Source organism: Gottfriedia sp. S16(2024) (assembly GCF_050473765.1).
In the GTDB taxonomy this organism is placed as follows: Bacteria; Bacillota; Bacilli; order Bacillales; family Bacillaceae_G; genus Gottfriedia.
The window spans coordinates 491296-516486 of the sequence record NZ_JBFLUO010000001.1 but is presented as its reverse complement, the minus strand read 5'-3'; the positions used below and the strand labels follow the sequence as shown (position 1 = coordinate 516486).

19 protein-coding genes are annotated in these 25191 nt (G+C 34.0%); 11 read left to right on the top strand and 8 right to left on the bottom strand.

Going from position 1 to position 25191, the window contains the following annotated elements; all coding sequences use genetic code 11:
* Nucleotides 1–9: 9 nt before the first annotated feature.
* The 9 genes from AB1282_RS02655 (at nucleotide 10) to AB1282_RS02615 (ending at nucleotide 9732) form a co-directional block, all read left to right on the top strand.
* Nucleotides 10–1104, top strand: coding sequence for a DUF871 domain-containing protein (locus AB1282_RS02655; RefSeq protein ID WP_429898369.1), 1095 nt, complete (start codon nucleotides 10–12; stop codon nucleotides 1102–1104).
* A gap of 177 nt (nucleotides 1105–1281) precedes the next feature.
* Nucleotides 1282–1590, top strand: coding sequence for a PTS sugar transporter subunit IIB (locus AB1282_RS02650; RefSeq protein ID WP_056468181.1), 309 nt, complete (start codon nucleotides 1282–1284; stop codon nucleotides 1588–1590).
* Between the two features lie 37 nt (nucleotides 1591–1627).
* On the top strand, nucleotides 1628–2917 hold the full coding sequence (locus AB1282_RS02645; protein WP_056468184.1) for a PTS sugar transporter subunit IIC: 1290 nt from the start codon (nucleotides 1628–1630) through the stop codon (nucleotides 2915–2917).
* 408 nt (nucleotides 2918–3325) lie between these two features.
* Nucleotides 3326–4663: a 6-phospho-beta-glucosidase gene (locus AB1282_RS02640; RefSeq protein ID WP_429898368.1), complete on the top strand. Its 1338-nt coding sequence runs from the start codon at nucleotides 3326–3328 to the stop codon at nucleotides 4661–4663.
* A 36-nt stretch (nucleotides 4664–4699) separates the two neighbouring features.
* On the top strand, nucleotides 4700–5017 hold the full coding sequence (locus AB1282_RS02635) for a PTS lactose/cellobiose transporter subunit IIA (protein ID WP_056468190.1): 318 nt from the start codon (nucleotides 4700–4702) through the stop codon (nucleotides 5015–5017).
* 51 nt (nucleotides 5018–5068) lie between these two features.
* Nucleotides 5069–5977 carry an N-acetylglucosamine kinase gene (locus tag AB1282_RS02630; RefSeq protein ID WP_429898367.1) on the top strand — a complete coding sequence of 303 codons (909 nt, stop codon included), beginning with the start codon at nucleotides 5069–5071 and terminating at the stop codon, nucleotides 5975–5977.
* Between the two features lie 74 nt (nucleotides 5978–6051).
* Nucleotides 6052–6942, top strand: coding sequence for an N-acetylmuramic acid 6-phosphate etherase (gene murQ / locus AB1282_RS02625; RefSeq protein ID WP_429898366.1), 891 nt, complete (start codon nucleotides 6052–6054; stop codon nucleotides 6940–6942).
* Nucleotides 6943–7142: 200 nt separating this feature from the next.
* Nucleotides 7143–7997 carry a MurR/RpiR family transcriptional regulator gene (locus tag AB1282_RS02620; RefSeq protein WP_056468199.1) on the top strand — a complete coding sequence of 285 codons (855 nt, stop codon included), beginning with the start codon at nucleotides 7143–7145 and terminating at the stop codon, nucleotides 7995–7997.
* A gap of 376 nt (nucleotides 7998–8373) precedes the next feature.
* Nucleotides 8374–9732 carry an Ig-like domain-containing protein gene (locus AB1282_RS02615; RefSeq protein WP_429898365.1) on the top strand — a complete coding sequence of 453 codons (1359 nt, stop codon included), beginning with the start codon at nucleotides 8374–8376 and terminating at the stop codon, nucleotides 9730–9732.
* 114 nt (nucleotides 9733–9846) lie between these two features.
* Here the strand turns inward: AB1282_RS02615 and AB1282_RS02610 are convergent, their stop codons facing one another.
* The 3 genes from AB1282_RS02610 to AB1282_RS02600 form a co-directional block, all read right to left on the bottom strand.
* Entirely contained in the window at nucleotides 9847–11181 is a 1335-nt protein-coding gene (locus tag AB1282_RS02610; protein WP_429898364.1) for a (Fe-S)-binding protein, read from the bottom strand.
* The gene (gene glcD / locus AB1282_RS02605; protein WP_429898363.1) at nucleotides 11178–12590 is read right to left on the bottom strand and encodes a glycolate oxidase subunit GlcD; all 1413 of its coding nucleotides are present in this window, start codon (nucleotides 12588–12590) and stop codon (nucleotides 11178–11180) included. Before glcD ends, AB1282_RS02610 begins: the two co-directional genes overlap by 4 nt.
* Nucleotides 12591–12676: 86 nt before the next feature.
* Nucleotides 12677–13795, bottom strand: a complete 1119-nt coding sequence (locus AB1282_RS02600; RefSeq protein WP_056468210.1) for a CdaR family transcriptional regulator — start codon at nucleotides 13793–13795, stop codon at nucleotides 12677–12679.
* A gap of 233 nt (nucleotides 13796–14028) precedes the next feature.
* Here AB1282_RS02600 and truA point away from each other — a divergent pair, with 233 nt between their 5' ends.
* Nucleotides 14029–14772, top strand: a complete 744-nt coding sequence (gene truA / locus AB1282_RS02595) for a tRNA pseudouridine(38-40) synthase TruA (RefSeq protein ID WP_429898362.1) — start codon at nucleotides 14029–14031, stop codon at nucleotides 14770–14772.
* Nucleotides 14773–14814: 42 nt separating this feature from the next.
* Here the strand turns inward: truA and AB1282_RS02590 are convergent, their stop codons facing one another.
* The 5 genes from AB1282_RS02590 to AB1282_RS02570 form a co-directional block, all read right to left on the bottom strand.
* On the bottom strand, nucleotides 14815–16044 hold the full coding sequence (locus AB1282_RS02590; protein WP_429898361.1) for an MFS transporter: 1230 nt from the start codon (nucleotides 16042–16044) through the stop codon (nucleotides 14815–14817).
* Between the two features lie 180 nt (nucleotides 16045–16224).
* Nucleotides 16225–17415, bottom strand: a complete 1191-nt coding sequence (locus AB1282_RS02585; protein WP_429898360.1) for a MalY/PatB family protein — start codon at nucleotides 17413–17415, stop codon at nucleotides 16225–16227.
* Between the two features lie 20 nt (nucleotides 17416–17435).
* Complete coding sequence (malX, locus tag AB1282_RS02580) at nucleotides 17436–18998, bottom strand: maltose/glucose-specific PTS transporter subunit IIBC (protein WP_429898359.1); 1563 nt, start codon at nucleotides 18996–18998, stop codon at nucleotides 17436–17438.
* Between the two features lie 190 nt (nucleotides 18999–19188).
* A complete protein-coding gene (locus AB1282_RS02575) occupies nucleotides 19189–19959 on the bottom strand; it encodes a MurR/RpiR family transcriptional regulator (RefSeq protein ID WP_390310872.1) in 771 nt (256 codons plus the stop codon).
* 186 nt (nucleotides 19960–20145) lie between these two features.
* On the bottom strand, nucleotides 20146–20568 hold the full coding sequence (locus AB1282_RS02570) for a VOC family protein (RefSeq protein WP_390310871.1): 423 nt from the start codon (nucleotides 20566–20568) through the stop codon (nucleotides 20146–20148).
* An 899-nt stretch (nucleotides 20569–21467) separates the two neighbouring features.
* On the opposite strand from AB1282_RS02570, the gene AB1282_RS02565 reads away from it, so the two are divergent.
* Entirely contained in the window at nucleotides 21468–24974 is a 3507-nt protein-coding gene (locus tag AB1282_RS02565; RefSeq protein WP_429898358.1) for a S8 family serine peptidase, read from the top strand.
* Nucleotides 24975–25191 lie beyond the last annotated feature (217 nt).

Genomic DNA, 25191 nt, shown 5'->3' with positions numbered 1-25191 from the left:
GGATTAATCGTGAAAAAATTAGGAATTTCAATTTATCCAGAGCATTCAACTGTTGAAAAAGATAAGGCTTATATTAAATTAGCTCATCAATATGGTTTTAAACGAATCTTTACTTGTTTATTATCGGTTAATGGTGACAAGCAACAGATATTAAAAGAGTTTAAAGAAATAATTGATTATGCAAATAGTTTAGAGATGGAAGTAATTGTTGATATTGCTCCTCGAGTATTTGGCACATTAAATATTTCATATAATGATTTATCATTTTTTGCTGACTTAGGAGCTTATGGGATTAGACTTGATATGGGATTTACTGGGAATGAAGAGTCCATTATGACTTATAATCCATATGGTTTAAAAATTGAAATTAACATGAGTAATGCTACGAAATATCTAGAAAATATATTAGCCTATAAGCCAAATCAATCTAATTTAATCGGATCTCATAATTTTTATCCTCATCGTTATGCAGGTTTGAGCTATTCACATTTTGTAAAATGTAGTGAAGAATTTAAAAAGCATGGTATTCGTACAGCAGCATTTATTAATTCACAAGCTGCAACATACGGACCATGGCCTGTATCAGAAGGTCTTTGTACTTTAGAGATGCACCGTAATTTATCAGTCGTAACCCAAGCGAAACATTTATTTTATTCGGACTTAATTGATGATGTCATTATCGCAAATGCATATGCATCTGAAGAAGAGTTCAAACAACTTGCAGAGCTAAATCAGAACGGAAAAGACTTATTTACTCTAAATATTGATTTACATGATTCAATTACAGATTTAGAGAAAAAGATTGTTTTAGAAGAGTTTCATTTTTACCGCGGGGATGTATCGGATTACTTAATACGTTCAACTCAGTCTCGCGTTAAATATAGAGATGAAGAGTTTGAACCTACTTATACTCCACATATTCGTAGAGGAGATATTTTAATAGAAAATGAATTGTATGGACAGTATAAAGGTGAATTGCAAATAGCACTGCAGGATATGGAGAATTCAGGGAAAACGAATGTAGTTGGACGGATTGCAGAGGAAGAAATCTTCCTACTAAATTTCTTACATCCTTGGAGTAAATTTCAGTTTAAGGAAAACTAAATGATGATTATTTAAAAAGATGTGAAATTTTTTTTTACATCTTTTTAAAATTTTATTTCATTTTTTCGAACAAATAATTGAAATTTAATTTTATTGGGAATATAATAGCTTCATAGAAAACGTTTTCAGTTTTTTGAATCTTTTATATTATCGAATTTAAATTAGGAGGATAAGAGTATGAAGGTATTATTTGTATGTGCAGGCGGTATGTCAAGTGCGATTGTTGTGAATGCATTAAGAAAAGAAGCGGAAAAAAACGGTATCCAAATGGAAGTACAAGCAGTGGGAACTCAAGAGTTTGGTGAAGAAGTTAAAAACGGTTGGGACGTAGCGATGGTTGCACCGCAAGTTCGTCATCGTTTTGATAGCTTTAAAGCTGAAGCAGATGTAGCAAATGTTCCATGTGAAGTAATACCTCCTATGGCTTATACACCACTTGGTGGACCAAAACTATTAACAATAGTACAAGAGATTGCAAAAAAATAATTTTAATAGTTATCTAAAATGAAAAAGGGGGAGAATTATGAACAGTTTTATTAATTTTATGGAAAACAGGCTTTCTGGCCCAATGGCAAAGATTTCTGAACAAAAACATTTACGTTCAATTCGTGATGGAGTTATTTCTGCACTACCTTTTATTATTATTGGTTCTCTATTCTTAATAATTGCTTTTCCTCCATTACCAGAAAAGTGGGCAATCTCACTTTGGGCAAAAAAACATGTTTTTGAAATTTTAATTCCATATCGTTTAACTATGTATATTATGTCGCTCTATATAGCCTATGGTATTGGATATAACTTGTCGAAAAACTACAAGATGGATCCTTTATCAGGTGCTCAATTATCGGCTGCTGCATTCCTTTTAACTTTAACACCTCAACTAGTTGATAAAGTTGGAATGGTATTACCGATGGGCAATATGGGTGGCCATGGATTATTCGTAGCAATGTGTACATCTATTTTTTCTGTAGAATCTTTAAGATTCTTTAAAGAGAAGAAAATTACAATTAGAATGCCAGATTCGGTTCCACCATCAGTGGCACGTTCATTTGAATCATTAATTCCTGTTGCTTTTGTTGTATTCGTATTAACTTTAGTAACTGTTGTGTTTAAAATTGATTTACATAGTTTAGTTGATAAAGCAATTTCTCCTTTAGTTAGTGCTGGAGACAGTCTCGGAGGTGTATTAGTACCGGTATTCTTTATTACATTTTTCTGGATTTTTGGTATTCATGGTGACTCAATTGTTGGTACAGTGGCAAGACCACTTTGGGAAGTATATTTAGCAAAAAATGCTGAAGCTGTTGCAGCTGGACAAACTATTCCTCACGTAGCACCTGAAACTTTCTTTCAATGGTTTATTTGGATTGGCGGCTCTGGAGCAACAATTGGACTAGTATTAGCAATGTTATTTTTCTCAAAGTCACAATATACAAAAGCTGTTGGTAGATCAGCAATTATTCCTGGTATCTTTAATATTAATGAACCAGTAATTTTCGGTGCACCAATCGTATTAAATCCAATTTTAATTATTCCATTTGTATTAACACCATTTATTACAGCAACATTATCATATTTTGCTACAGTTGCAGGTTTTGTAAGACCTACTTATATCATGGTTCCTTGGACTTTACCTGCACCAATTGGAGCTTATTTATCTACTGGTGGAGACTGGAGAGCAATTGTACTGGTGTTTATTAACATCGCAATTTCATTCTTTGTGTATTTACCATTCTTTAAGGTTTATGACAATAAACTTGCACAAGAAGAAAATGTAACGACTGTAACAGAAAAAAATAGTCTTACTTTATAAAAGTGAAAAGGTTGGACTGTTTTATAGAACAGTTCGACCTTTCTTTATTACTTATTTAAAGGGTGATCAGATTGAAAGAATCTAGTTGGTTTATAAAGTTTAATTATAAGAGCGCAATTATCTTTTTCTCCTTCGTAATAATCATCAATTTATTACTTTGTCCTCTGATTCAACAAATAGGCTTAGCCTACCAAACATCATTATTTATTGCGAATAGTATTGCTTGTAGTATAGGTTTACCTTTTGTCGTCTTAAAGCTAGAAGGGAAATACAAGAATAGAAGACAAGCACTAAAGTTTATTTTAATTTCTACCGCTGTTTGCACATTAATGAGTTATTTTCTGTTATTCCCACTATAAAAATGCACTACTATTTTTGGTACTTAAACTATTATGAGGTGAGACAATCATGAGTAAAGAAGGAATTAAAATCGTAACAATAGGCGGCGGATCTAGTTATACGCCTGAATTAGTAGAAGGCTTTATTAAAAGATATAAAGAGCTACCAGTGAGTGAGTTATGGTTGGTAGATATAGAAGCAGGCAAAGAAAAGTTAGAAATCGTTGGGAACTTAGCTAAACGAATGGTTAAAGAAGCGGGAGTACCAATGGATATTCATTTAACGTTAGACCGAAAGTTAGCGCTAAAGGATGCTGATTTTGTAACGACTCAAATGCGAGTAGGATTACTAGAGGCGCGAATTAAAGATGAACGTATCCCTTTGCAATTTGGGATGATTGGTCAGGAAACGAACGGTGCAGGTGGGCTATTTAAAGGTCTAAGAACAATACCCGTATTACTTGAAATTGCTGAAGAAATGCAGCAACTATGCCCCGATGCATGGCTGATTAACTTCACAAATCCTGCTGGAATGGTTACAGAAGCATTACTTCGATATAGTAAACATAAAAAGGTGATTGGAGTTTGTAATGTACCAATTAATATGACAATGACGATTGCTAAATTGTTAGAAGTAGATCTAAGTCGTGTACATATTGATTTCGCTGGATTAAACCATATGGTATATGGACTTCATGTTTATGTAGATGGAAAAGAAGTGACTGAACATGTATTAGAGTTATTAGCGAATCCTGAAATACAAATGACTATGAAAAATATCGCACCATTACCATGGCAAAAAGAATTTATTATGTCATTAGGTGTACTTCCTTGTCCATACCATCGTTACTATTACAAAACGAAACATATATTAGATGAAGAATTAGAATCTTTTAAAACGGGCACTACTCGTGCAGAGGTCGTTAAGAAGTTGGAAGATGAGTTATTTGAATTATATAAAGACGAGAATTTAGCTATTAAACCACCTCAACTTGAAAAACGAGGTGGAGCTTATTACAGTGATGCCGCTTGTAGTTTAATTACATCTATATATAACGATAAAAAAGATATCCAAGTATTAAACGTTCAAAATAATGGTTCAATACAAGGGATTCCGAATGAATCAGCTGTAGAAGTAAATTGTATCGTTACAAAGCAAGGACCAATTCCGATATCAGTAGGTGAATTACCACCTCAAATAAATGGATTAGTTCAGCAGATTAAATCATTTGAACGAGTTGGAGCTGAGGCGGCTGTTACTGGATCTTATGAGAAGGCATTATTGGCACTAACAATTAATCCATTAGTTCCAAGCGATGAAGTTGCAAAGGATGTACTAGATGCACTTTTAGACGCTCATAAAGAATACTTACCATTATTTTATAAAGAAGAATTGGTAATTCAATAAGGATAAATAGAAAAACAAAACTTAAGGAGTATGAATATGATGATGACTAACGAGCAAGAAATTTTTGAAATTATATCACATGGTGGGAATGCAAGATCACTAGCTTACGAGGCATTAGAGGCTGCAGAAAAAAATGATTTTGAAACAGCAGATCGCTTAATTGAAGAATCACACCAAGAAATTGGTCATGCACATAAAACTCAAACGACTTTAATACAAGCTGAATTAAATGGTCAGCCATGTGAAAAGTCTCTATTAATGATCCATGCTCAAGATCATTTAATGACTGCAATGAGTGAACAAAAGCTAATAGAGCATATCATTCGTTTACATAAAAAATTAGCCGAGAAATAATACGATTCATATCGTAATAGAATAGATGAAAGATGGTAGGGGGCAGTTTTAGTGAAATATGTTATAGGTCTTGATGGTGGAGGAACTAAGTCAGAGGCGATCGCTTATAATTTAGATGGTGAAATTATTAGTCAAGGATATTCTGGTTTTAGTAATTTACTAATCAATGAAAAAGATGGAATTAATCATATTATAGAAGCAATTGAAAATTGCTTGAGCCCTTTATCAAAAGAGAATTGCCTGTTCTTATTTTTAGGAATTGCTGGAATTGGTGGAGTGAAAGATCGAGGTCCTTTAGAAAAGGCACTAAATGATGCTTTTCGTATCCCTTTTAAAATTGTTAATGATGCACAAATTGCACATGCATCATTACTAAATGGACAAAGTGGTGTTTTAACAATCGCTGGTACGGGTTCAATTTGTATCGGAATGCATAAAGAACGGACTGTTACGGCAGGTGGATGGGGTCATCTTCTAGGGGATGAAGGAAGCGGATATTGGATTTGCATGGAAATCTTTAAAAAGATTACACAGGAATTTGATGAAGGTATTCCATTAAGTTATTTATCTTTGAAAATGCTAGAAAAATTGCAGTTAAAGGAAGCTGAAGAACTTAAAAAATACATTTATCACAATACAAAAGCCGAGATTGCTTCACATGTTCCATTTATAGTTGAAATGGCCAATATGGGTGATTTAATGGCCTTATCAGTTCTAGAAAGAGCTGGCCAACTTCTTGGAAAAACGACGATCCAAGCCATAAAAAAGTTAAATCTTCAAGAAGAGCCACGTGTTGCAACAAAAGGAAGTATTCTAAGTCGAATACCAGTCGTTCAGAAAGCGTTTATTCAAACAATTCATGAGCACTATCCAACAGTAACATTTTATACGGACGAAATCTCTTCGACCTTCGGAGGATATCTATTAGCTATGAAAGAAGTAAATTCACGTAAGGAATAGTTAAGTGCGGTAAAAACAGGAAGTGCAGGTAGTACAAAAGAGTAAAATTCCTGCCTAATGATCGAGGTGAAATTATGTTAGAGAACTTAACAACCGAAATTAGAAACAAGCGTACGAGTAACTTAGATCAACTAAGCGTCGATGAGTTTTTAAATATAATGAATGAAGAGGACCAAAAGGTGGCTCTTGCAGTTAGAGAACAAATTCCGATGATATCAAAGGTAGTTCAACTAGTTGTTGAAGCATTTCAAAACGGAGGACGTTTAATTTATGCAGGGGCTGGTACAAGCGGAAGAATTGGTCTGCTAGATGCGGTTGAATGCCCACCTACATTTGGAACTAATCCTAGTGAAGTCATTGGATTAATCGCAGGCGGAGAAAGAGCTTTTATTAAAGCTGTTGAAGGTGCCGAAGATAGTGAAGAGCTAGGTAAGGAGGATTTATTACGAATCTCCCTTACAAAAAATGATATCGTAATCGGTATTGCAGCATCGGGTCGAACGCCGTATGTAATAGGTGCTTTAAAGTATGCAAACGAGATTGGAGCAAAAACTGTAGCGGTAGCATGTAATAAAGGTTCAAAAATTGGAGAGGTTGCCTTCCAAAAAATTGAAGTCGATAATGGTCCAGAAGTGTTAACAGGCTCTACCAGATTAAAAGCTGGAACATCTCAAAAGTTAATTTGTAATATGATTTCGACGGCTTCAATGATTGGAATTGGAAAAGTATATAAAAATCTCATGGTAGACCTTCAATTAACGAATAGTAAACTAGTTGATCGAGCGAAAAGGATAATTGTTGAAGCGACTGGCTGTGAATATGAAACGGCGAGTAATTACTTACAAAAAGCAAATAATCAAACGAAAATAGCAATTGTTATGATATTAACGGGAATGAATTATGATGAAGCAATAATCAGTTTGAATAAAGCTAGTGGTTTTATTACCAAAGTAGTAAAAAATTAATTAAAGGGCGACAACTAGTCATTTGATACTAGATGTCGCCTTTCTATTTCATATTAAAATATGATTTTGCTTTTCTATTTTATACTTTATAATTTGGTTGTAATCATATTGCGAAAACGATTAAAAGAGAAAAAAATGCCGGTTGAAGATTTTTATCATTCATCATTTTATACTAATAAAGAGAGAGTTGAGTAGATTAAATGAATGCACTAAATGGCGGTTTAATCATGTTAAAGGAAATGCTATATAAACTTCCACCTTCTGAGAGAAGGGCGGCTAAATATATAATTGAAAACCCGGAAAAATCAATTCAATATACAGTTTTTGAACTTGCAGAAAAAAGTCAAACAAGTAACTCTGCAATTATTAGATTATGTCGCTCATTAGGCCTTAAAGGCTTTCAAGAACTTAAGCTACGAATTGCAGGTGATATCATCACGACAACAGAGGTAGGGTCAAGAGATATCAATTTAGGAGAATCAACTGCTTCCATCATTAAAAAGATGACGAACAACAATATTCAGGCAATTAAAGATACTAGCGATATTATTAATGTGAGTGATTTAGAGGAAGCAGTACAAGCTTTAACAAAAGCTAGAAATATATATTTCTTTGGAGTAGGTGGCTCAATGGTAGTTGCCTTAGATGCACAACAAAAGTTCTTGCGTATAAAAAAATATACATCTGCATTTACTGATTTGCATTTGTTAGCTGTTCAAATAGCGAACCATGAGGAGAATGATGTCTTAGTAGGAATTTCATTTTCTGGAGAAACACTAGAGGTTCAAAAAGCTGTTCAAATTGCCAAGGAAAACGGTGTTAACACTATTAGTATCACGGGCTTTGGTTCGAACTCTGTATCAAACTTAGCGGACATTAAATTATTCAATTCTCCACATCGTGAAGCAACATTTCGAAGTGGAGCAACCTCATCAAGGATGGCTCAACTACATGTCATCGATATTTTATTTATGGCTGTCGCAACACAAGAGTACGATCAAACAATTCAGTATATCGATCAAACAAGAACGGCTATTTCTTCTTTAAAAAAGTAAATAATGTAGGTTTACGGATAAAACAGAGAATAGGCAATTTAATAAAAAGCACAAGGAAATCAATATTTCTTGTGCTTTTTATTTTAAAGAGAGTTATTATGATGGGCAGTTAGGTGCTCAAAAAAATGAAAGGGTAAGTTGGTAGAATATGGTTAACATCAAAAATACAAAGGAGGATTAGAAAGCTGCTTGGGAAGGCAGAAATAACGAAAATGCTATTGTGATTGGTGTTGTCCAATCACTTTGGCCAGGGAACTGTTTAGTGGTCATAAAGTTTTAATAGTATAGTGCAAAATTTTTATTGCACATAGCTAATTATTGAAGGATACTAATAAAGGATTCACTATAACGAACGGAAAAAGAGGGGAAGAACATTATGATGAAAAAGGGTATTTTATCTTTAGCAACTTTAGGTTTATTAGCTTCACCATTATCTTTCACAACTGCTCATGCAGAAGGAAACGGGTACAATCTATCAAAGAATATGATTGAACATCTTGGAAACGAAATTAAATACTCACGGTCTTTTTCAGTAAAAAACATTAATAAAATGGGTATTCTTAGTAATTCCACAAGTTCAGACGATGATTTTATTTTTGAGACAGAGCCAAATGAAGAGTTTGCAACTGCAGATAATACTTCCTTCAAAAAACCGTTAATTGGCCAGTTACTTTCAACAGATGAGTATTATGATTATGATTTACATAAAGTAGTCGTACCAAATGATGGACTATTATATGTAGCTGGTTATACTGATTCTACTAATATTGATCTATCATTTTTAGCTTGGGAAAAGGGTTATGTTGAAAGTAATAGATTACAATATTTAGATAATTGGGAAGAAGACGGGATTGAATACCAAGTATATCAGGCAAAAGCTGGTACATATTATGTAGAAGTTTACGATAATGATCAAGAACAAGACATTGACAATAATACAGAAGATGACCAATATGTGATCGCGACTGGATTTGAGGACAATGTTGCACCAAGTAAACCTTCAGTAAATAAAGTTGATAATAATGATCTAGTGGTTACTGGAAAGGCTGAAGCCAATTCTACTGTAACAGTTAAAAACGGTAGTACGGTATTAGGAACTCCTACAAAAGCAACATCAACTGGAACTTATTCGGTTAAGATTCCTGTTCAAAAAGCTGGAGTAACTTTAAGTGTTTATGCTAAAGATGCAGCTGGGAATACGAGTGTTGCTGGGACAACAAAAGTTGTTGATGTTATTGCGCCTGCAAAGCCAATTGTTAACAGAGTTGATAATAACGATGTAGTTGTAACAGGTAAAGCGGAAGCTGGTTCTACTGTTGCGATTAAAAGAGGGACAACAACACTAGTGACTGTAAAGGCTACAACTTCTGGAACATATACAGCGAAAATCGCTGTTCAAGTAGCTGGCACTAAATTAACAGTAACAGCTAAAGATGCTGCAGGAAATACAAGTGTGGCAACTACTGTAACTGTCGTTGATGTAATTCCTCCAGGAAAACCAACAATTAATAAAGTAGACGACAATGATTTAAAAGTAACTGGAAAAGCTGAAAAAGGTTCAATTGTGACGGTTAAGAAAGGTTCTACGGTATTAGGATCTGCAACAACTAACACTAGTGGAGTTTATTCAGTTAGTATCAAAGCACAGAAAAAAGGAACAGTCATTTCTGTAACTGCAAAAGATAAAGCAGGAAATACTAGTGCTGCTGCAACATATACTGTTGTAAAACATTAATATTTCCATGAGAGCCAAGGATTTTATTCCTTGGCCTTTTTATTGTGTAAATTATATGACGCATAGTAGGGCAGTAAAAAACACAAGGATTAGGTTCCTTGTGTTTTTTTAGAATTAATTTGCTTTATATTCAGCAGCTTTTAAAAGTAAATCAACGATGTGTACAACTTCCACTTGTTCTGATTGATTCTCTCGATCTACACCTAGCTTCATTTGTAATAAGCATCCAGGGTTAGCTGTTACAATTGTAGTAGCTTGTGTTTTTGTTGCTTGCTTCATCTTGTAATCTAGTATTTGCATCGACATTTCGGATTCGACGATATTATAAATACCAGCTGAGCCGCAGCAACGATCTGCATCTTTCATTTCGTGATAGTATACATTTTGTATTGACTTCAATAATGTTCTTGGAGCGGAAGCGGTTTTCATAACATTTCTTAAATGGCATGAATCCTGATACGTAATAATTTGTTCTGGTAAACTTAATTTTACTTTATTATGAAACTCAACCTCTACTAAAATTTCTGATATATCTTTAAGTTTATTTTTAAACGAAAGAGCTCGATCTTTCCAAATTGGATCGTCTTTAAGAAGGTGGTCATAGTCAATTAGGAAACCACCACAGCCACCTGCATTTGTAATAATATAATCTACTCCGAGATTTTCGAAGGCTTCGATGTTTTTCTTTGCCATATCTTTCGCAATCGACTTTTCACCACTATGACCATGTAATGCACCACAGCACGCCTGGTCTTTTGGAATGACAATTTCACAACCAGCCAATTGTAAAAGCTTCATCGTTGCATTGTTTGTTTCTAAGAACATTGTATCCATTAAGCATCCAGAGAAAAATGCAACCTTCTTTACTTTTTCTTTTAATGGTGGCAAATAGTCAGGGCGAGACTTCATTTGTTTCATAGTCGGGACCTTTGGTAAAACCTTTTCCATTGCAGATAAATTGTTTGGGATTAGCTTCATAATTCCAGCTTTTCTTGCAACGACTTGAAGGCCTGTTCGTTGATATAAACCTAATAGACCAACTGCAAGTCTCATACGTTTTTGATGAGGAAAAAGTTCTTTAAATACAACTTTACGAACAGCTCGTGCAGGAAGTGAATGTTTTTTGTGTTGAGCAATAATATCTCTAGCTTCTTCTAGTAAATGACCGTATTTCACACCAGAAGGGCAAACAGGCTCACATGCACGACATCCAAGACATAGCTCAAGTGTACGTTCCACATCTTCATCTGGTTCAATTAATCCGTCCGTTACTGCTTTCATTAAAGCGATGCGCCCACGTGGTGAGTGTGATTCTTTTTGACCAGATTCAATATAAGTTGGACAGCTAGGTAAACAAAAACCGCATCGCATACAGTTTAAAAGCTCGTCTTCGTTCATACGTTCTTTAAATTGTTGACCGATCGCTTGTTGTTCTTGAAGTGTTGTCATTTTGACACCACCATTCTTTTACGACTGTCTTTTGCAAAGACTTTGCCTGGGTTCATTATATGATTCGGATCTAAAGCTGATTTGACAGCGAGCATTGCGTTAATTCCTTCTTTACCAAGCTTTAACTCAAGGTAAGGTGCTTTTACGATTCCAACACCGTGTTCACCTGTAATCGTGCCACCAAGTTCAATTGCTTTTTCAAATATCTCTGCAAATGCCATTTCTACTCGTTCCATTTCTTCGTGATCACGAGCATCGGTAGGACAAGTAGGATGTAGATTTCCATCGCCTGCATGACCGAATGTACAAATTTTTACATTATGTTTTTCAGCAATCACATTAATTGCTGAAACCATTTCAGCAATTTTAGAACGAGGGACAGTTGCATCCTCTAAAATTGTTGTTGGTCTTAATTGTGCAAGAGCTGAAAGAGCAGAGCGTCTAGCCGTTCGTAATGCTACTGCTTCTTCTTCAGACTTAGCTACACTAACTGAAATACATTTTTCTTGCTGACATATTGATTTTATTAATTCGATATCTCTGTCTACAACTTCCTTAGGACCATCTTGCTCAATTAATAAAACGGCTTTTACATCGGTCGGTAGCCCAATCTGTGCAAAATTTTCAACTACTTCTAGAGTAGGTTGATCCATAAATTCAAGGGAAGTAGGGATAATTTTATTAGCGATAATTTTAGAAACCGTTTTGGCTGCATCTTCCAAGCTATCATATAATGCAAGCATTGTTTTTTTCGTTTCAGGCATTGGAATAAGCTTTAATGTAGCCTCGGTAATAATACCTAAAGTTCCTTCAGAACCAACAAATAAACGAGTAAAATCATATCCAGCAACATCTTTTGCTAGCTTTCCACCAGTTCGAATAATGTCTCCGTTTGCTAATACGATTTCAAGAGCAATGACGTAATCACGTGTTACACCATATTTTAATCCACGTAAGCCACCTGAATTTTCATTAATATTTCCACCTATTGTAGAAATTTTCATTGAGCTTGGATCTGGCGGATAAAATAAGCCTTTTTCTTCAATTGTATTAATCATATCAAGAGTGACTACACCAGGCTGAACTGTAATAGTTAAGTTTTCTTCATCTATCTCAAGAATATTATTTAAGTGTTTAAATAAGATAACGATACCACCATCTTTTGGACAAGTACCACCGCATAAATTCGTTCCAGAGCCTCTAGGGACAATCGGAATGTGATTTTCGTTACAGATTTTCACGATTTCGGATACTTCTTTAGTCGAACGAGGACTAATGACTGCATCCGGAAGAGCTTGCAAATTCGGTGTAGCGTCATAAGAATATACGAGTCTCTCTACTTTTGAATCATCATAATTTTCTTTTCCAACAATTGCTATAAAACTTTGTGCAATGTCATTTGTAATCATAAATATATTCCCCCCATTATCTTAATTCAAGTATAAAGAGTTAATAGATGAATTTACTATAGAGGAACATACAGAAAAAACACCATTTACCGGTGTTTTTTTGTAGAATCATCTAGTAGGTATGTTCCGATATACAATTTAACTAAATCTTGGATATCTTTCGGATTCAATTTCGTTAATTCAGTAATTTTACCTAGGCGATATAGAAGTGTGTTGATATGAATATGTAAGGATTGTGCGGTATTTTTAAGGGATTGATTTTGATTTATATATTCTTTAATTGTAATAAATAAATCCTCTTCACTTAATATAGGCGCAATTGTCCGTTCTATAAATGTTTTCTTAATCTCTTGCGAAAGTTCCTGCAGAATTAAATCAATTGTTAAATCTTCATCAAAAATAATTGAACTTGTTTTTAATGCTACTTTTAATGCGCGAGCCGCTTGATGATATGATTTATGTAATTGTTTTGGAGTGATTTGTTGCCCAACGCCCGCAGCAATGGGGGAGTTTAATCGACTTTTTATAATCTCATATAGATCATGTATTCTTTGTAGTTGATGAATATCTTTATTCGAATCATCAATTTTCATCAAAAATACAATTCGATTATTGCCCCAACGAACAAATACGTCATCTTTATTTCGATTTGCTAAATCAATTATTAGTTGCCTTGTATCGATTGGGACCATATTGGTATTTTCCCATTCAAAAATAATAACCTGCCTAATATAATTTAAATCAATAGTTAGCATAGTAGAACGTTCATAAAAATAATCATCCCACTCAATATCTTGAATCCAATCAAATACAAATGCTTCTAAAGTTCTTTGTTGCAAATCAATTTGATCAGTATAATAGTTTTCTCTAATTAATAATTCTGTCATCCTACGAAGCATTTCTCCAAAAGGGGAAATTTGCTCGGGATTTCCTGTGATTCCAATTACTCCAACTATTTCATTTTGAAAATAAATAGGAAGATTAATTCCGGCCTTTACACCATTTAAACGATTTTCATCGTCTGATGTAATCGTAAGCGTTTTTCTTTCATTAATTGCAATTAATGAGCCTTCATGAAATGTACCAGTTCGTGCTGGGTCTGTACTTGCTATAATGATGCCATCTGTATTAATAATAATAATATCCTCTTGTATTAACTTTCTAACTTCATTAATGATCTTTAATGCCAACTCATCAAGTACCATGTCAAACTCCTATCACAATTGTTACTATTAGTATAATGTAAAATGCCTTTCTACTAAAAGTAGTTTGTGAAAAAGGAAAAAAGTTATGAACTTATCTAGAATGGGCTAAAAATAGGATATGTAATAAAAAAGTGGTAAAGTGTTAAGAGCAGGAATTACAAAAAGATCAGTACTTTAAAATCTTAACGTAAGAGGAAAATAGTACATACATAGTGTTAGATAAGGAGCAAGAGATGAACAATTATAAATTAGTCATTCAATATGATGGGGGCCGATATAAAGGCTGGCAAAGGCTTGGTAATGGTGAAAATACAATTCAAGGTAAAATCGAGAATGTAATATCAGAAATGGTAGGAAGAGAAATTGAAATTATTGGAAGTAGTCGAACGGATGCAGGTGTACATGCATTTGAACAGGTTGCTAATTTTAAAATAAAAGAGAACATGCCTGAAATAGAAATTAAAAGTTATTTAAATCGTTATTTACCTAAAGATATTAGTATAAAGGAAGTTTCAATTGAATCTGACCGTTTCCATTCAAGATATAATACTAGTGCTAAAACGTACATCTATAAAATTTGGAATGAAGAATATACGAACCCATTTATGCGCAAATACAGTATGCATGTAGAAGAGAAACTAGATCTTAAAAAAATGAAGGCTGCAGCCGAGTACTTTTTAGGCGAACACGATTTTACAGCATTCTCAAATGCAAAATCTAAGAAGAAATCAATGGTACGAGAAATTTATTCAATTGATTTCGAAGAGAAAGACGGATTTATCCAAATAAGAATAAGTGGAAATGGTTTCCTTTACAATATGGTTAGGAAAATCGTTGGGACACTAATGGAAGTTGGAGCAGGTAGATTACACGCTGAAAATATATCGAAAATAATTGAATTAAAGGATCGTGCTCAAGTGAGTAATCTTGCGGATCCTGGTGGTTTATATTTGGAGAAAATTGAATTTAAATCATAACTTTAAAAAAAGCATTGGAATTTATAAATTCCAATGCTTTTTTTACTTATATTCGTTATTATTTTTCTTGTTATCCACTACAATACAAGCACTTTCCTTAAATAAAATCATAAGGAAAAAACCAATCAGCATTAAAATTAGCACGAAATAAACTGAATGAATCCACGTTGACTGCTCGCCTTTAATTAGCTGCATCACCCCAATGACAATTACAGCACCTAAATTCCCTGCCATCAAAAGTAGTCCTGTTGCTTCACCGGAAACTTTTTCACCAACTAGCTCTTCCGTAGCTGACAGCAGCAAAGCAAAGGCTGGTAAAAATATGAATCCAAGGAGGCTACCTATTACAATTAGAAAAGCAAAATTACCTGAAGTACAAACAGGATAGATTAATAGAAGTGAACCGATAATCGTGACTAATAAAAAGGGCTTTCTTTTACCAACTTTATCTGAAAACACCGGGATCACAATTGAACCAATAATACCGCCTATTATTAAAGTGCCACCTACAATTCCGGCTTGTTCTGATGAAATTCCGTACGGTTTTAAGATTTGTTCAAGCCAGGATGTTAATCCATTAAAGACTCCTAAACCTAAAAAAGAAACGATGTTTAATAGTAAAAGATTCTTGTTTTTCAATAATTTAAATGTAGTGCTAAAACTTCCTGAAGTACTAGAATTTCGTTTTAATTTTGAGTTATGGTGACCGATGAAGAAGAAGAGGAGTGTTGCAAAAATTGTTAAAATTGCCATGATGATTAATGTTGGTTGGAATCCAAAATGATCTACAAGAAGCGGTGTCCCTGCTAAGGCTACTGCCATACCGATGAACATACCGACTGTGCCAATGCCAGTGGCTGTTGCTTGTTTATTTTTAGGAAACCAGTCAACTACTAAACTTGATATTGCATTTAAAATATAAGGCTGGCCAATCGCAATTCCTATTTGACCAATTAGCAAAAATAAGAAGCTTGAATCGAAAATTCTAATAGTAGAAAAAACAGACATGAAAATGCCACCTAGTAAAATACTAAATCGATATCCAGCTCGATCAATTACCTTACCTGAGTGAATTGAAAATAAAATATAGATTAATGGAAATACAATTAATAACCAATTAATATCTGACTCAGAAACTTCGTAATGTGATTTTAAATATGAAATTAGAGGTGCAAAATTTAACCAAAGCATTTGACTAATACCAGCAAGTACAGCAAATGACAGTAAGACATACCAGTTCGATGAGTACTTAACAGCTTTAGTGGACTTCATTCTAACACTTCCCCAATTTATATTCTAAAAAAAGCGATTTAATAGAATATATGTTACTTCACTAATTAATAACTACTTGTTTACAAATTTGAATAAGCAATTTTTAACTATTTTCTTCAAATGAATAAACCTCTAAAAGTAGTTTTTTGAACTTCTACTTTTAGAGGTTTATTAAATTAACTATTTCTTAGTTTCTAAGTAATCTATTGCATTTTTTAGCCGATTTAATCCCTCAATAATCTTAGACTTTGGACAGCCGATATTCATGCGGATAAATCCTTTTCCAGCCTCACCATATGTCTCTCCAGGCATGATGGCTACTTTCGCATGATGAACAAGTGCATGTTGCAATTGTTCGCTAGAAAAAGGCAGCCCTGTAATATCAATCCATGCAAGGTATGTTGATTCTGGCACTGTAAATTTAAGATTCGGAAGATGTTCGTTAATAAAATCTTCTACTGTTTTTAAATTATCATGAATATATTCGGTCAATTCATCAACCCACTCTTCACAAGTTTTGTAGGCTTCAATTGTCGCTAACGTCCCAAAAATACTTGCGGATGAAAGGCCATCTCGATTTTTCAATGATAGAAGAAAAGATTGTTTTATCGTTTCATTAGGTAAAATTATATATGATCCGCCTAGTCCGGGAGTGTTAAACGTTTTACTCGCGGAAGTGCATATACACACATTTCTCAAGTCACTGCTAGAGTTTATAATCGGACTATGGGAATAAGGATCATGTACAATATCCATATGAATTTCATCTGAAATAATAAATATATTATATTTATTACATAAGCCAACAATTATTTCGAGTTCATGCTTTGTCCAAACACGTCCTGTTGGATTATGCGGACTACATAGTAGAAGGACCTTGGCACGCTCGTGAGATAGTTTTTGTTCTAAATCTTCAAAGTTGATTCGGTACTTGCCATTTTCGTAGATTAATTGATTGTCAGAAATGAAACGATTGTTATCTTGAATGACTTTAAAGAAAGCATCATAAGCCGGAGTTTGGATAACGACGTGATCACCAACATTTGTCAAGTATTCGATTAGTTTTGAAATCGAATAAATGACACTTGGACTATAAACAATCCAATCTTCTTTTATTTCACAAGAGAATCGATTGCGAAACCAATCTATAATTGCTTCTTTAAATTCAGCATGATTCCATCGCGTATAGCCAAATATACCGTGTTTCATTCGCTTTTCTAACGTATGTACTATATCATCGGGACTTTGAAAGTCAGTATCTGAAATCGAGAATGGTAGTAGATCTGGCACTCCAAATCGATCTTCAATATAGTCCCACTGTGTACAATAAGTACCGGTCCGATCAACTATCTGATCAAATTTGTATTTCATTTCGTACAACCCCAATTTATTTAAGATGATAATTTTTCTAATTGTGTTTTAAGAATACCAACTTGTGGTCCAATAACAACTTGTAAATTGTGTTCGTCTAATTTCACGACACCAAGTGCGCCACAATCTTTTAAAACTTTTTCATTAACAATATTCATATTATCTACAACAAGTCTTAATCTTGTAATGCAGTTATCTAGTGATTGAATATTCTCTTTCCCACCTAAAGCAGTAAGAATTTTTAAAGCTTGAGTATTTGTACCTTTAACCACTGGTTCCTCACTTTGTTGATCCTCAGTTACTTCTTCTCTACCAGGAGTTTTTAAATTAAATTTTAAAATTGCATATCTGAAAACTGAATAGTATACGGCAAACCATATTGCTCCTACTACAGGTACGAGATACCATTTTGTTTTAACTCCTTGTAAAACACCAAAGATAATGAAGTCTAATATTCCACCGTCTGTGTTACCAATTGTTAAGTGTAATAAAGCCATTACCATAAAACCTAGTCCCGTTAAAATAACGTGGATGAAATATAGAGGTGGAGAAATGAACAAGAATAAGAATTCGATCGGTTCAGTGATACCGGTTACAAAAGTTGCAATAACACCAGAGATTAATAGTCCTTTAATTTTATTGCGATTTTCTGGACGGGCAGTATGATAAATTGCAAGTGCTACTGCAGGTAAACCAAACATGAATGTTGGCATTTTTCCTTGAGATAAGAAAGCTGTCGCTGATGGACTGATCGGAGCACCGGCTTTTAATTGTGCATAGAAAATATTTAGAGCTCCTGAAACCGTTTGACCGTTAACGACTTCAGTACCACCGGCTTCTGTGAATCTAATCATTGCAACTAAAATATGGTGAAGACCAAATGGTAGTAGTAAACGCTCACCGGCACCGAATAAAAATGGTCCGAAAACGCCAGATTTTTGAATTATACTTCCGATTCCTGTAATCGCAATTGCAAAAACTGGCCAGATCATCGGAATAATGATCCCAACTACTGATAATGCAAGTGTCGTTATGATTGGAACAAAGCGAGCACCACCAAAAAATGCAAATGCATCTGGAAGTTTAATACTATAAAAGCGGTTGTGTAATAAATAGACAATTATACCGGCGATGATTCCGCCTAATACGCCCATTTCAATTGTTTGAATGCCCATAACCATACCTTGACCGGCTTGACGCATTTTATCTGCCGCTACTAATTGATTTGTTTCTGTTAAATAAAAATTAATTGATAAGTGCATGATGACGTAACCAACAAATCCCGAGAAAGCAGCGACACCTTTTTCATATCGTACAAGTCCAAACGGAATTGCCATTGCAAATAAAACGGGTAAGTATGAAAATGCAAATCCACCAATAGTGGACATAAAGCTAAAAAATACTTGGAGTACAGAATTTCCTAAAAATGGGAATGTCTCGATTGTTGTTGGACTAGTAAATGAGCTTCCGATTCCTAATATAAGCCCCATAAAAGCTAGTAATGCTACGGGCACCATAAAGGTCTTACCTAGCCCTTGAAAAAATTCCCAAAATTGTGATTTAACGGACTTCTTCTTTGCCATGCTTTTAGCTCCTTCGTTTTTTATTATGTCTTAAGAATACTCACGGCAAAATCGTTTAACAACCGTTTGAGGCGTTTATGTAAGCGTGTACATTTTTTGTATATTGCTTACTTTAAATAGATTAATAAATTCATAAATAAAAAGAGTCAGTGGTGGTCTAGTAATAGACTACTTCTGTCTCTTTAATGTACTAACATATTTTCATTTCGTTTAAATAAGCAATAATAATAAAATCTAATACCATACTTAACGGAAACCTTGAAGTCATATCAAGCTCACCAAAGTACGTGTTTGTAATATAAGCTTGAAGAGATAAATTTACTTCTTTTTGTAAACGATTCGAGTGGTTTCCAGTTATGGCAATCGTTTTAACGTGCCTATTCTTTAAAATATGGGCAAATTCTAACATATGTAGAGTCTCCCCACTATATGAAACTAGTATGGCCAAATCATTTTCTGTTAAACTATTTGCTGCACTACGTAGCTCGTCCCAATCAGTTCGCGCATTACATAACTTACCTGCAAACATGAGTTTTCTAGAAGCGTCGACACAAGCGGGAAGTGAATTACCAACTCCGAATATTTCAACATGTGTACTTTCGTTTAGATATTTAGCAGCTAGCTTAATCTTTTCTTCATCAATATATTCCAATGTTTTTTCCATTTCTTCTTTCATTCTCTCAATATGAGTATTAAGTAGATAGGAAGTAGAAGAAACTGGACTTTGAATCTTATTTGTTTCCATTGAAAGAGTATATTTTAAATCTTGAAAACCACGAAAGCCTAATTGCTGGCATGTTCTACTAATTGTTGCTGTAGATACATAAAGCTCTTTTGATAATTCATCAAGATTCACCTTCGTAATATAATCCGTATTTTGTAAAATATAATCCAATACTTGTTTTTCTAGCTGGCTAAGTTTTTCTCTATTTTGTGATAACCGTTTTAATAGTATTTGCATAAAATTCCACCTACTTTTAGAGAACTAGAATTATACCTTATTATATAGTAAATATTCTGATTGAAAAGAAATATAGAATGAAGAGAAAGATGAGAGTTACCTTAAATGAGGAAATGTAGTAGTGATCTGTAAAAAAAGGAAATGAACCCTATTAATTAAGGATTCATTTCCTTTTTTATTTATAAATTAAAATTCACCAGTACCGTGATTAAACATCCAATGAATGCCGAACTTATCTGTTAGGCTACCATAAGCTTTACTCCAAAAAGTTTCTTGAAGTTCCATTTCTACTTTACCGCCATCACTTAATTTAGAAAAGACAGTTCTAAGTTCTTCTAAGTCCTCACTTAAAAAAGATAAAGAAATATTATTTCCTTGGTTAAAAGGGAAATTAGGGAAAGTATCAGAGAACATAACGTTGCTGCCGCTAATGTTCAGTCTAGTATGCATAACTAAATTTTTCGCTTCTTCAGGTAGTGGGTATTCTGGATTTGGGGGTGCTTCACCGAAAGTCATAATTTTTGGTGTTTCAGTGTTAAATACAGCCGCATAGAATTCAACTGCTTCACGTGTATTACCATTAAAATTTAAATAAACATCGATTGGCATTTTTTTCACTCCTAATGTTATGTATTCAAGACTTTTAAAAGCCTACAAATCCATTCTATCCAAAAAAAGGTAATTTAACAAACTAATATTTGTTAATTGTATGAAAAATTCTGACTTTATTATGAAATGGGAAGAAATAATAGTGGAGTTTTAATTAAGAAGGGAAATTGTATTAATCTCATGGGGGGCTTAAAAAAGGCAAATCGCAGTGAAAATTGATGTATCGCAATTAAATCGTGGAATAGCAATTAAATTTATGGAATGACAATTAAAATTGGAGAATGGCAATTAAAAACGGGAAACGGCAATTAAATTCTTATAATCGCAATTAAAAACGGGAAACAGCAATTAAAATAGCAGAACCAACTTCCTTCTTAAACTTAAAAACAATTTTTTCAAAAAAATGCTCCATTTTAGATCAACTCACCAACCTTACCATTGTTCAGGTGAAAAATAAGTAGAAACTTGTCGTAAATGTAGTGAAGACAGATTATTCTGACTTCTATTAATGCAGTATTTTTACCTATTTAAAAAATAATAGACGTCGGTTGAAAATGTCTAAATGCTTCTTTTGTCTAATACAGACTAACTTAACCCCAAAATGTCTCAACCTAATTATTGCAATTTTCCCGAGTTAATAAACTTTTTTCGAACATCCTCGACTGAATATGTCAAAATCCACTTTTTTTCTACTTGAACTCTTTCAGTTCTCTCCAAATTGAATATGCCAAAAGTCTGATTGAATAACCCAATATGATTATAGGGGTAACGTAATTAAAATTAATATAGTATCAAGTTTCTTAATAAAGCATTAGCAATTATTTAAATCAGTTTGGCTTGAATCTATTTTTATTTTAATAGATTCAGAACATTAAAGTTTACTGTAGAGGAGATTAGAGATGAAAAAGAGAAAAAGCTTTCCTTACAAAGTCCTTGCAACGACAACTTTAGCTTCAATGTTATTTACATCAACTGGATTTGCTGAAGGAACAAATGAAAATCAGGTGCCAGCTCCAAGTTTAGATGAGATTGCAAAGCAGGGTCAAAAGATTTTTGCTGAAGAACAAAAACAAACTGGGGAAAAAGCTGTAGACCCATTTGGCTATAAAGATTTAAATGATGCTCATGCTTATAAACCAAATGAAAAAGTACGTGTAATCGTTGAGGTAGAGCAACCAACAACTTCTGATGATTCTACTCAAACTAAAAAAGCACGTTTTAAAGAAAAGCAAGATCAAGTCATCTCAAAGATTTCAAAAACAAGATCTGTCCCAAAAATAAATCAACGCTTTTATGAAGGCTTTAATGGTTTTAGTTTAGAGACAGAATATCGTAACTTAAAAGAAATTCAACAAACAGAAGGCGTAACGAATGTACATATTGCAAGAAAGTTCCAACCAACAATGGGAGCAAGTAAAGAATTAGTACAAGCTCAAAAAGTATGGGAAAGTTACGGATATCAGGGTGAAGGATTGTTAGTAGGCGTAGTCGATACAGGTATTGACTATACGCATAAAGACATGACAATCACTGAAAAAGGAAAAGCAAAAGAAAAATGGAATCAAGAAAACATTAAAAGTAAACTTGCTGAAACAAGTGTAGGAGACGTTTGGTATAGTGACAAAGTTCCAACTGGATATGACTGGGCGGATCATGATACAGATGTCATTCCACATGGAGCAGGAAATGAGCACGGTATGCACGTAGCTGGTACAGTTGGTGCAAACGGTGATGATTCAAATGATGGGGTTGCAGGTATTGCTCCAGGTGTACAATTACTAGCAGAAAAAGTATTCTCTGATACAGCAAATGGTGCATATGAAGATGACATCATTGCAGGGATTGAGCATGCGGTAACAATGGGAGCAGATGTCATTAATATGAGTTTAGGAACTGATTCAGGATTTGTTAGTGAAGTGGATGATCCGATTCAAAAGGTGATCCGTGAAGCGACTGAGCAAGGTACGCTTGTCGTTGTAGCAGGTGGAAACTCTGCTTATAGTACGCAAAATAATTTGCTGCAATCTTCTTTAAAACCATATGCTGAAAATCCGGATATTGGTACAGTTGGGGAACCAGGTGTAAGTCCTTTTGCGATATCTGTGGCTTCATATGAAAATTCAAATATACATATGAATACGCTAAAAGAGGAAAATGGAATACAGCTTCCATACCAAGACCAATCACAATATAACTTTAATCTATCAAAAGTATTATCACCATTAGAATCATATGAAATGGTATATGTTGGAGAAGGTAAAACTGCCGACTTTAAAAATCTTCCAGACTTAACAGGAAAGATCGTTGTAGCAAAACCAAATGTAAAGTATGCTAGTTACAATTATATCCAATCAGAAGCGAAGAAGAAGAACGCAAAAGCAATCATTCTTGTTCCTGCTGATAATGATATTGACTATCCATTAGTTTATTGGAGTCCTTATTTTAATGTAGAAGCAGCTACAACAAGTAAAGTGGTTGGCAATGCATTAATTTCTAAGTTACAAAGTGGTTATGTTGTAAAAATGAAACCGTCTAAAGGGGTATATGTTGATAACCCAGATCAGAATACGATGTCATATTTTTCTTCATACGGAGCTCCACATACATTAGACTTTAAACCAGAAATATCTGCACCAGGAGGAAATATTTACTCAACTGTACCAGGGAATGGCTATGAGGTTATGAGCGGTACATCAATGGCATCTCCACATGTTGCTGGTGGTTCAGCATTAGTTTTACAATCACTTTATGAAAAAGGATTAAAACATTCAGAGAGTACAGCGCTAAAAGCGAAAATTGCTTTAATGAACACTTCTAAATTAGTACAAGATCCTAGTACGAATAATGAAGTACCGTATTCTCCACGTATTCAAGGATCTGGTTTAATGCAAATTCAAAATGCAATTAAAACGCCTGTACTTGTGACAAGAGAGAAAACTCCGCTTGAACAAGCTGGAGCAGTTGCACTAAAAGAAGTTAATAATAATATTCACTTCAAATTAAATGCAGAAGCTCTTCAAAATCTGAATGTAAAAGATTTAGAGTATCAAGTGTATGTAGATGTATATACAGATGGTAGAGAAACAAAAGAATTTGACTTAGACAATGATGGGAAATTAGATTCAAAAGAATATTTAACATTAAAAAGTGAGCGTATCCAAGGGGCTACGGCAACTGTAAACGGTGAAAAAGTAACAAGCACAGAAGGAAAGACATTAAAAATTAAACCGGGACAAGAAAAAAATCTTGATGTTCAGATTCAACTTCCATCAAGCTTAAAAGATGGTTCATTTGTTGAGGGATATGTACGTCTAGTTCCTTCAGGAAGAAATAGCGATTCAGCAGTACCGTTATCAGTTCCTTACATGGGGTATTATGGCAAATGGGATCAACCAAAAAACATTGATCCAGCAGCATATGAGAAAGATGCATTCTTAGGTTATACTACACTTTGGAATGATGAAATAGGAGCAGAAGGGGTATTCCCATTAGGATATGATCCAAGAACAGGAAGTTTTAATATGGATCGAATTGTAATGTCACCTAATACTCCATTGAAAGAAGTATACCCATCATTTACAGTGCTTCGTAACTTAGCTAAAACAGAAATGTACGTAGAAAATGATAAAGGTGAATTACTCCAATATTTAGGTGATTTTAGTGAATATACTGGTAAGCCATGGAAATTCCGTAAAAACATTATGTCTTACAGAGACTATTTGAATACTGGATATGGTTGGGATTTAAAAGATCAAAATGGACAAGTTGTGAAGGATGGCGTTTATAACTATGTAATCAAAACAACGCTTGATTATAAAGGTGCGAAGCCACAAATTGTAAAACTTCCATTGCATGTTGACTCAATTGCTCCAGTTGTTACGGATATAAAAGTAACACCTAAAGATGGCCAATACGAAATCTCGTTCAAAGCGGATGATGTTGGAAGTGGTTATATTGGTGCGGTCATTTGGTATAACGGTAAGTATAAGTCATTACCTGAAGGTGCAACATCTACTCTAGTAAAAGAAGAGCCAAAGAGTGTCGTAGTATTAGGAGTAGACTATGCTCTAAACCAAAGTTATACAGTTTGGGGGGATCCTACTTATATTAATGAAGGAATGCTTGTTAGCTACTTCAGTGTATATCCAAATAAAAATGTAAATAGTAAAACGCCAGCAGGAATCAATGGATTTGCAAATAATAATGTAAATTGGAAAATTTATATTAAAGATGCTAACGGAAATGTAATTGATTCACTAGATGTACAAAACAAAAATGAAATTCACTTGAATTGGACCCCAGAAGCAACTGTTCCAAATGGTACGTATACAATATCGGCGGATGTATCTAGTAAAGATGGATTTAAAGTATCAGTAAGTCCACAAACAATTACTGTACAACAATAAATAATCAAAAAGTAAAAGTGTAGGGAATATATTTTCCTACACTTTTCAGAGTGTTGAAAAATAACTTAGTCAATAGAACTAAGCATATTATTTTAGAAAAAATACCCTTTGTCGGAAAATTATTATAAAGGGGGTTTTTATGTACTACTACCAAGAGAACTTAGACCTCGCAAAAAATCGTAAATTTTATGAGAATATGATTGATGTGGAATAACAC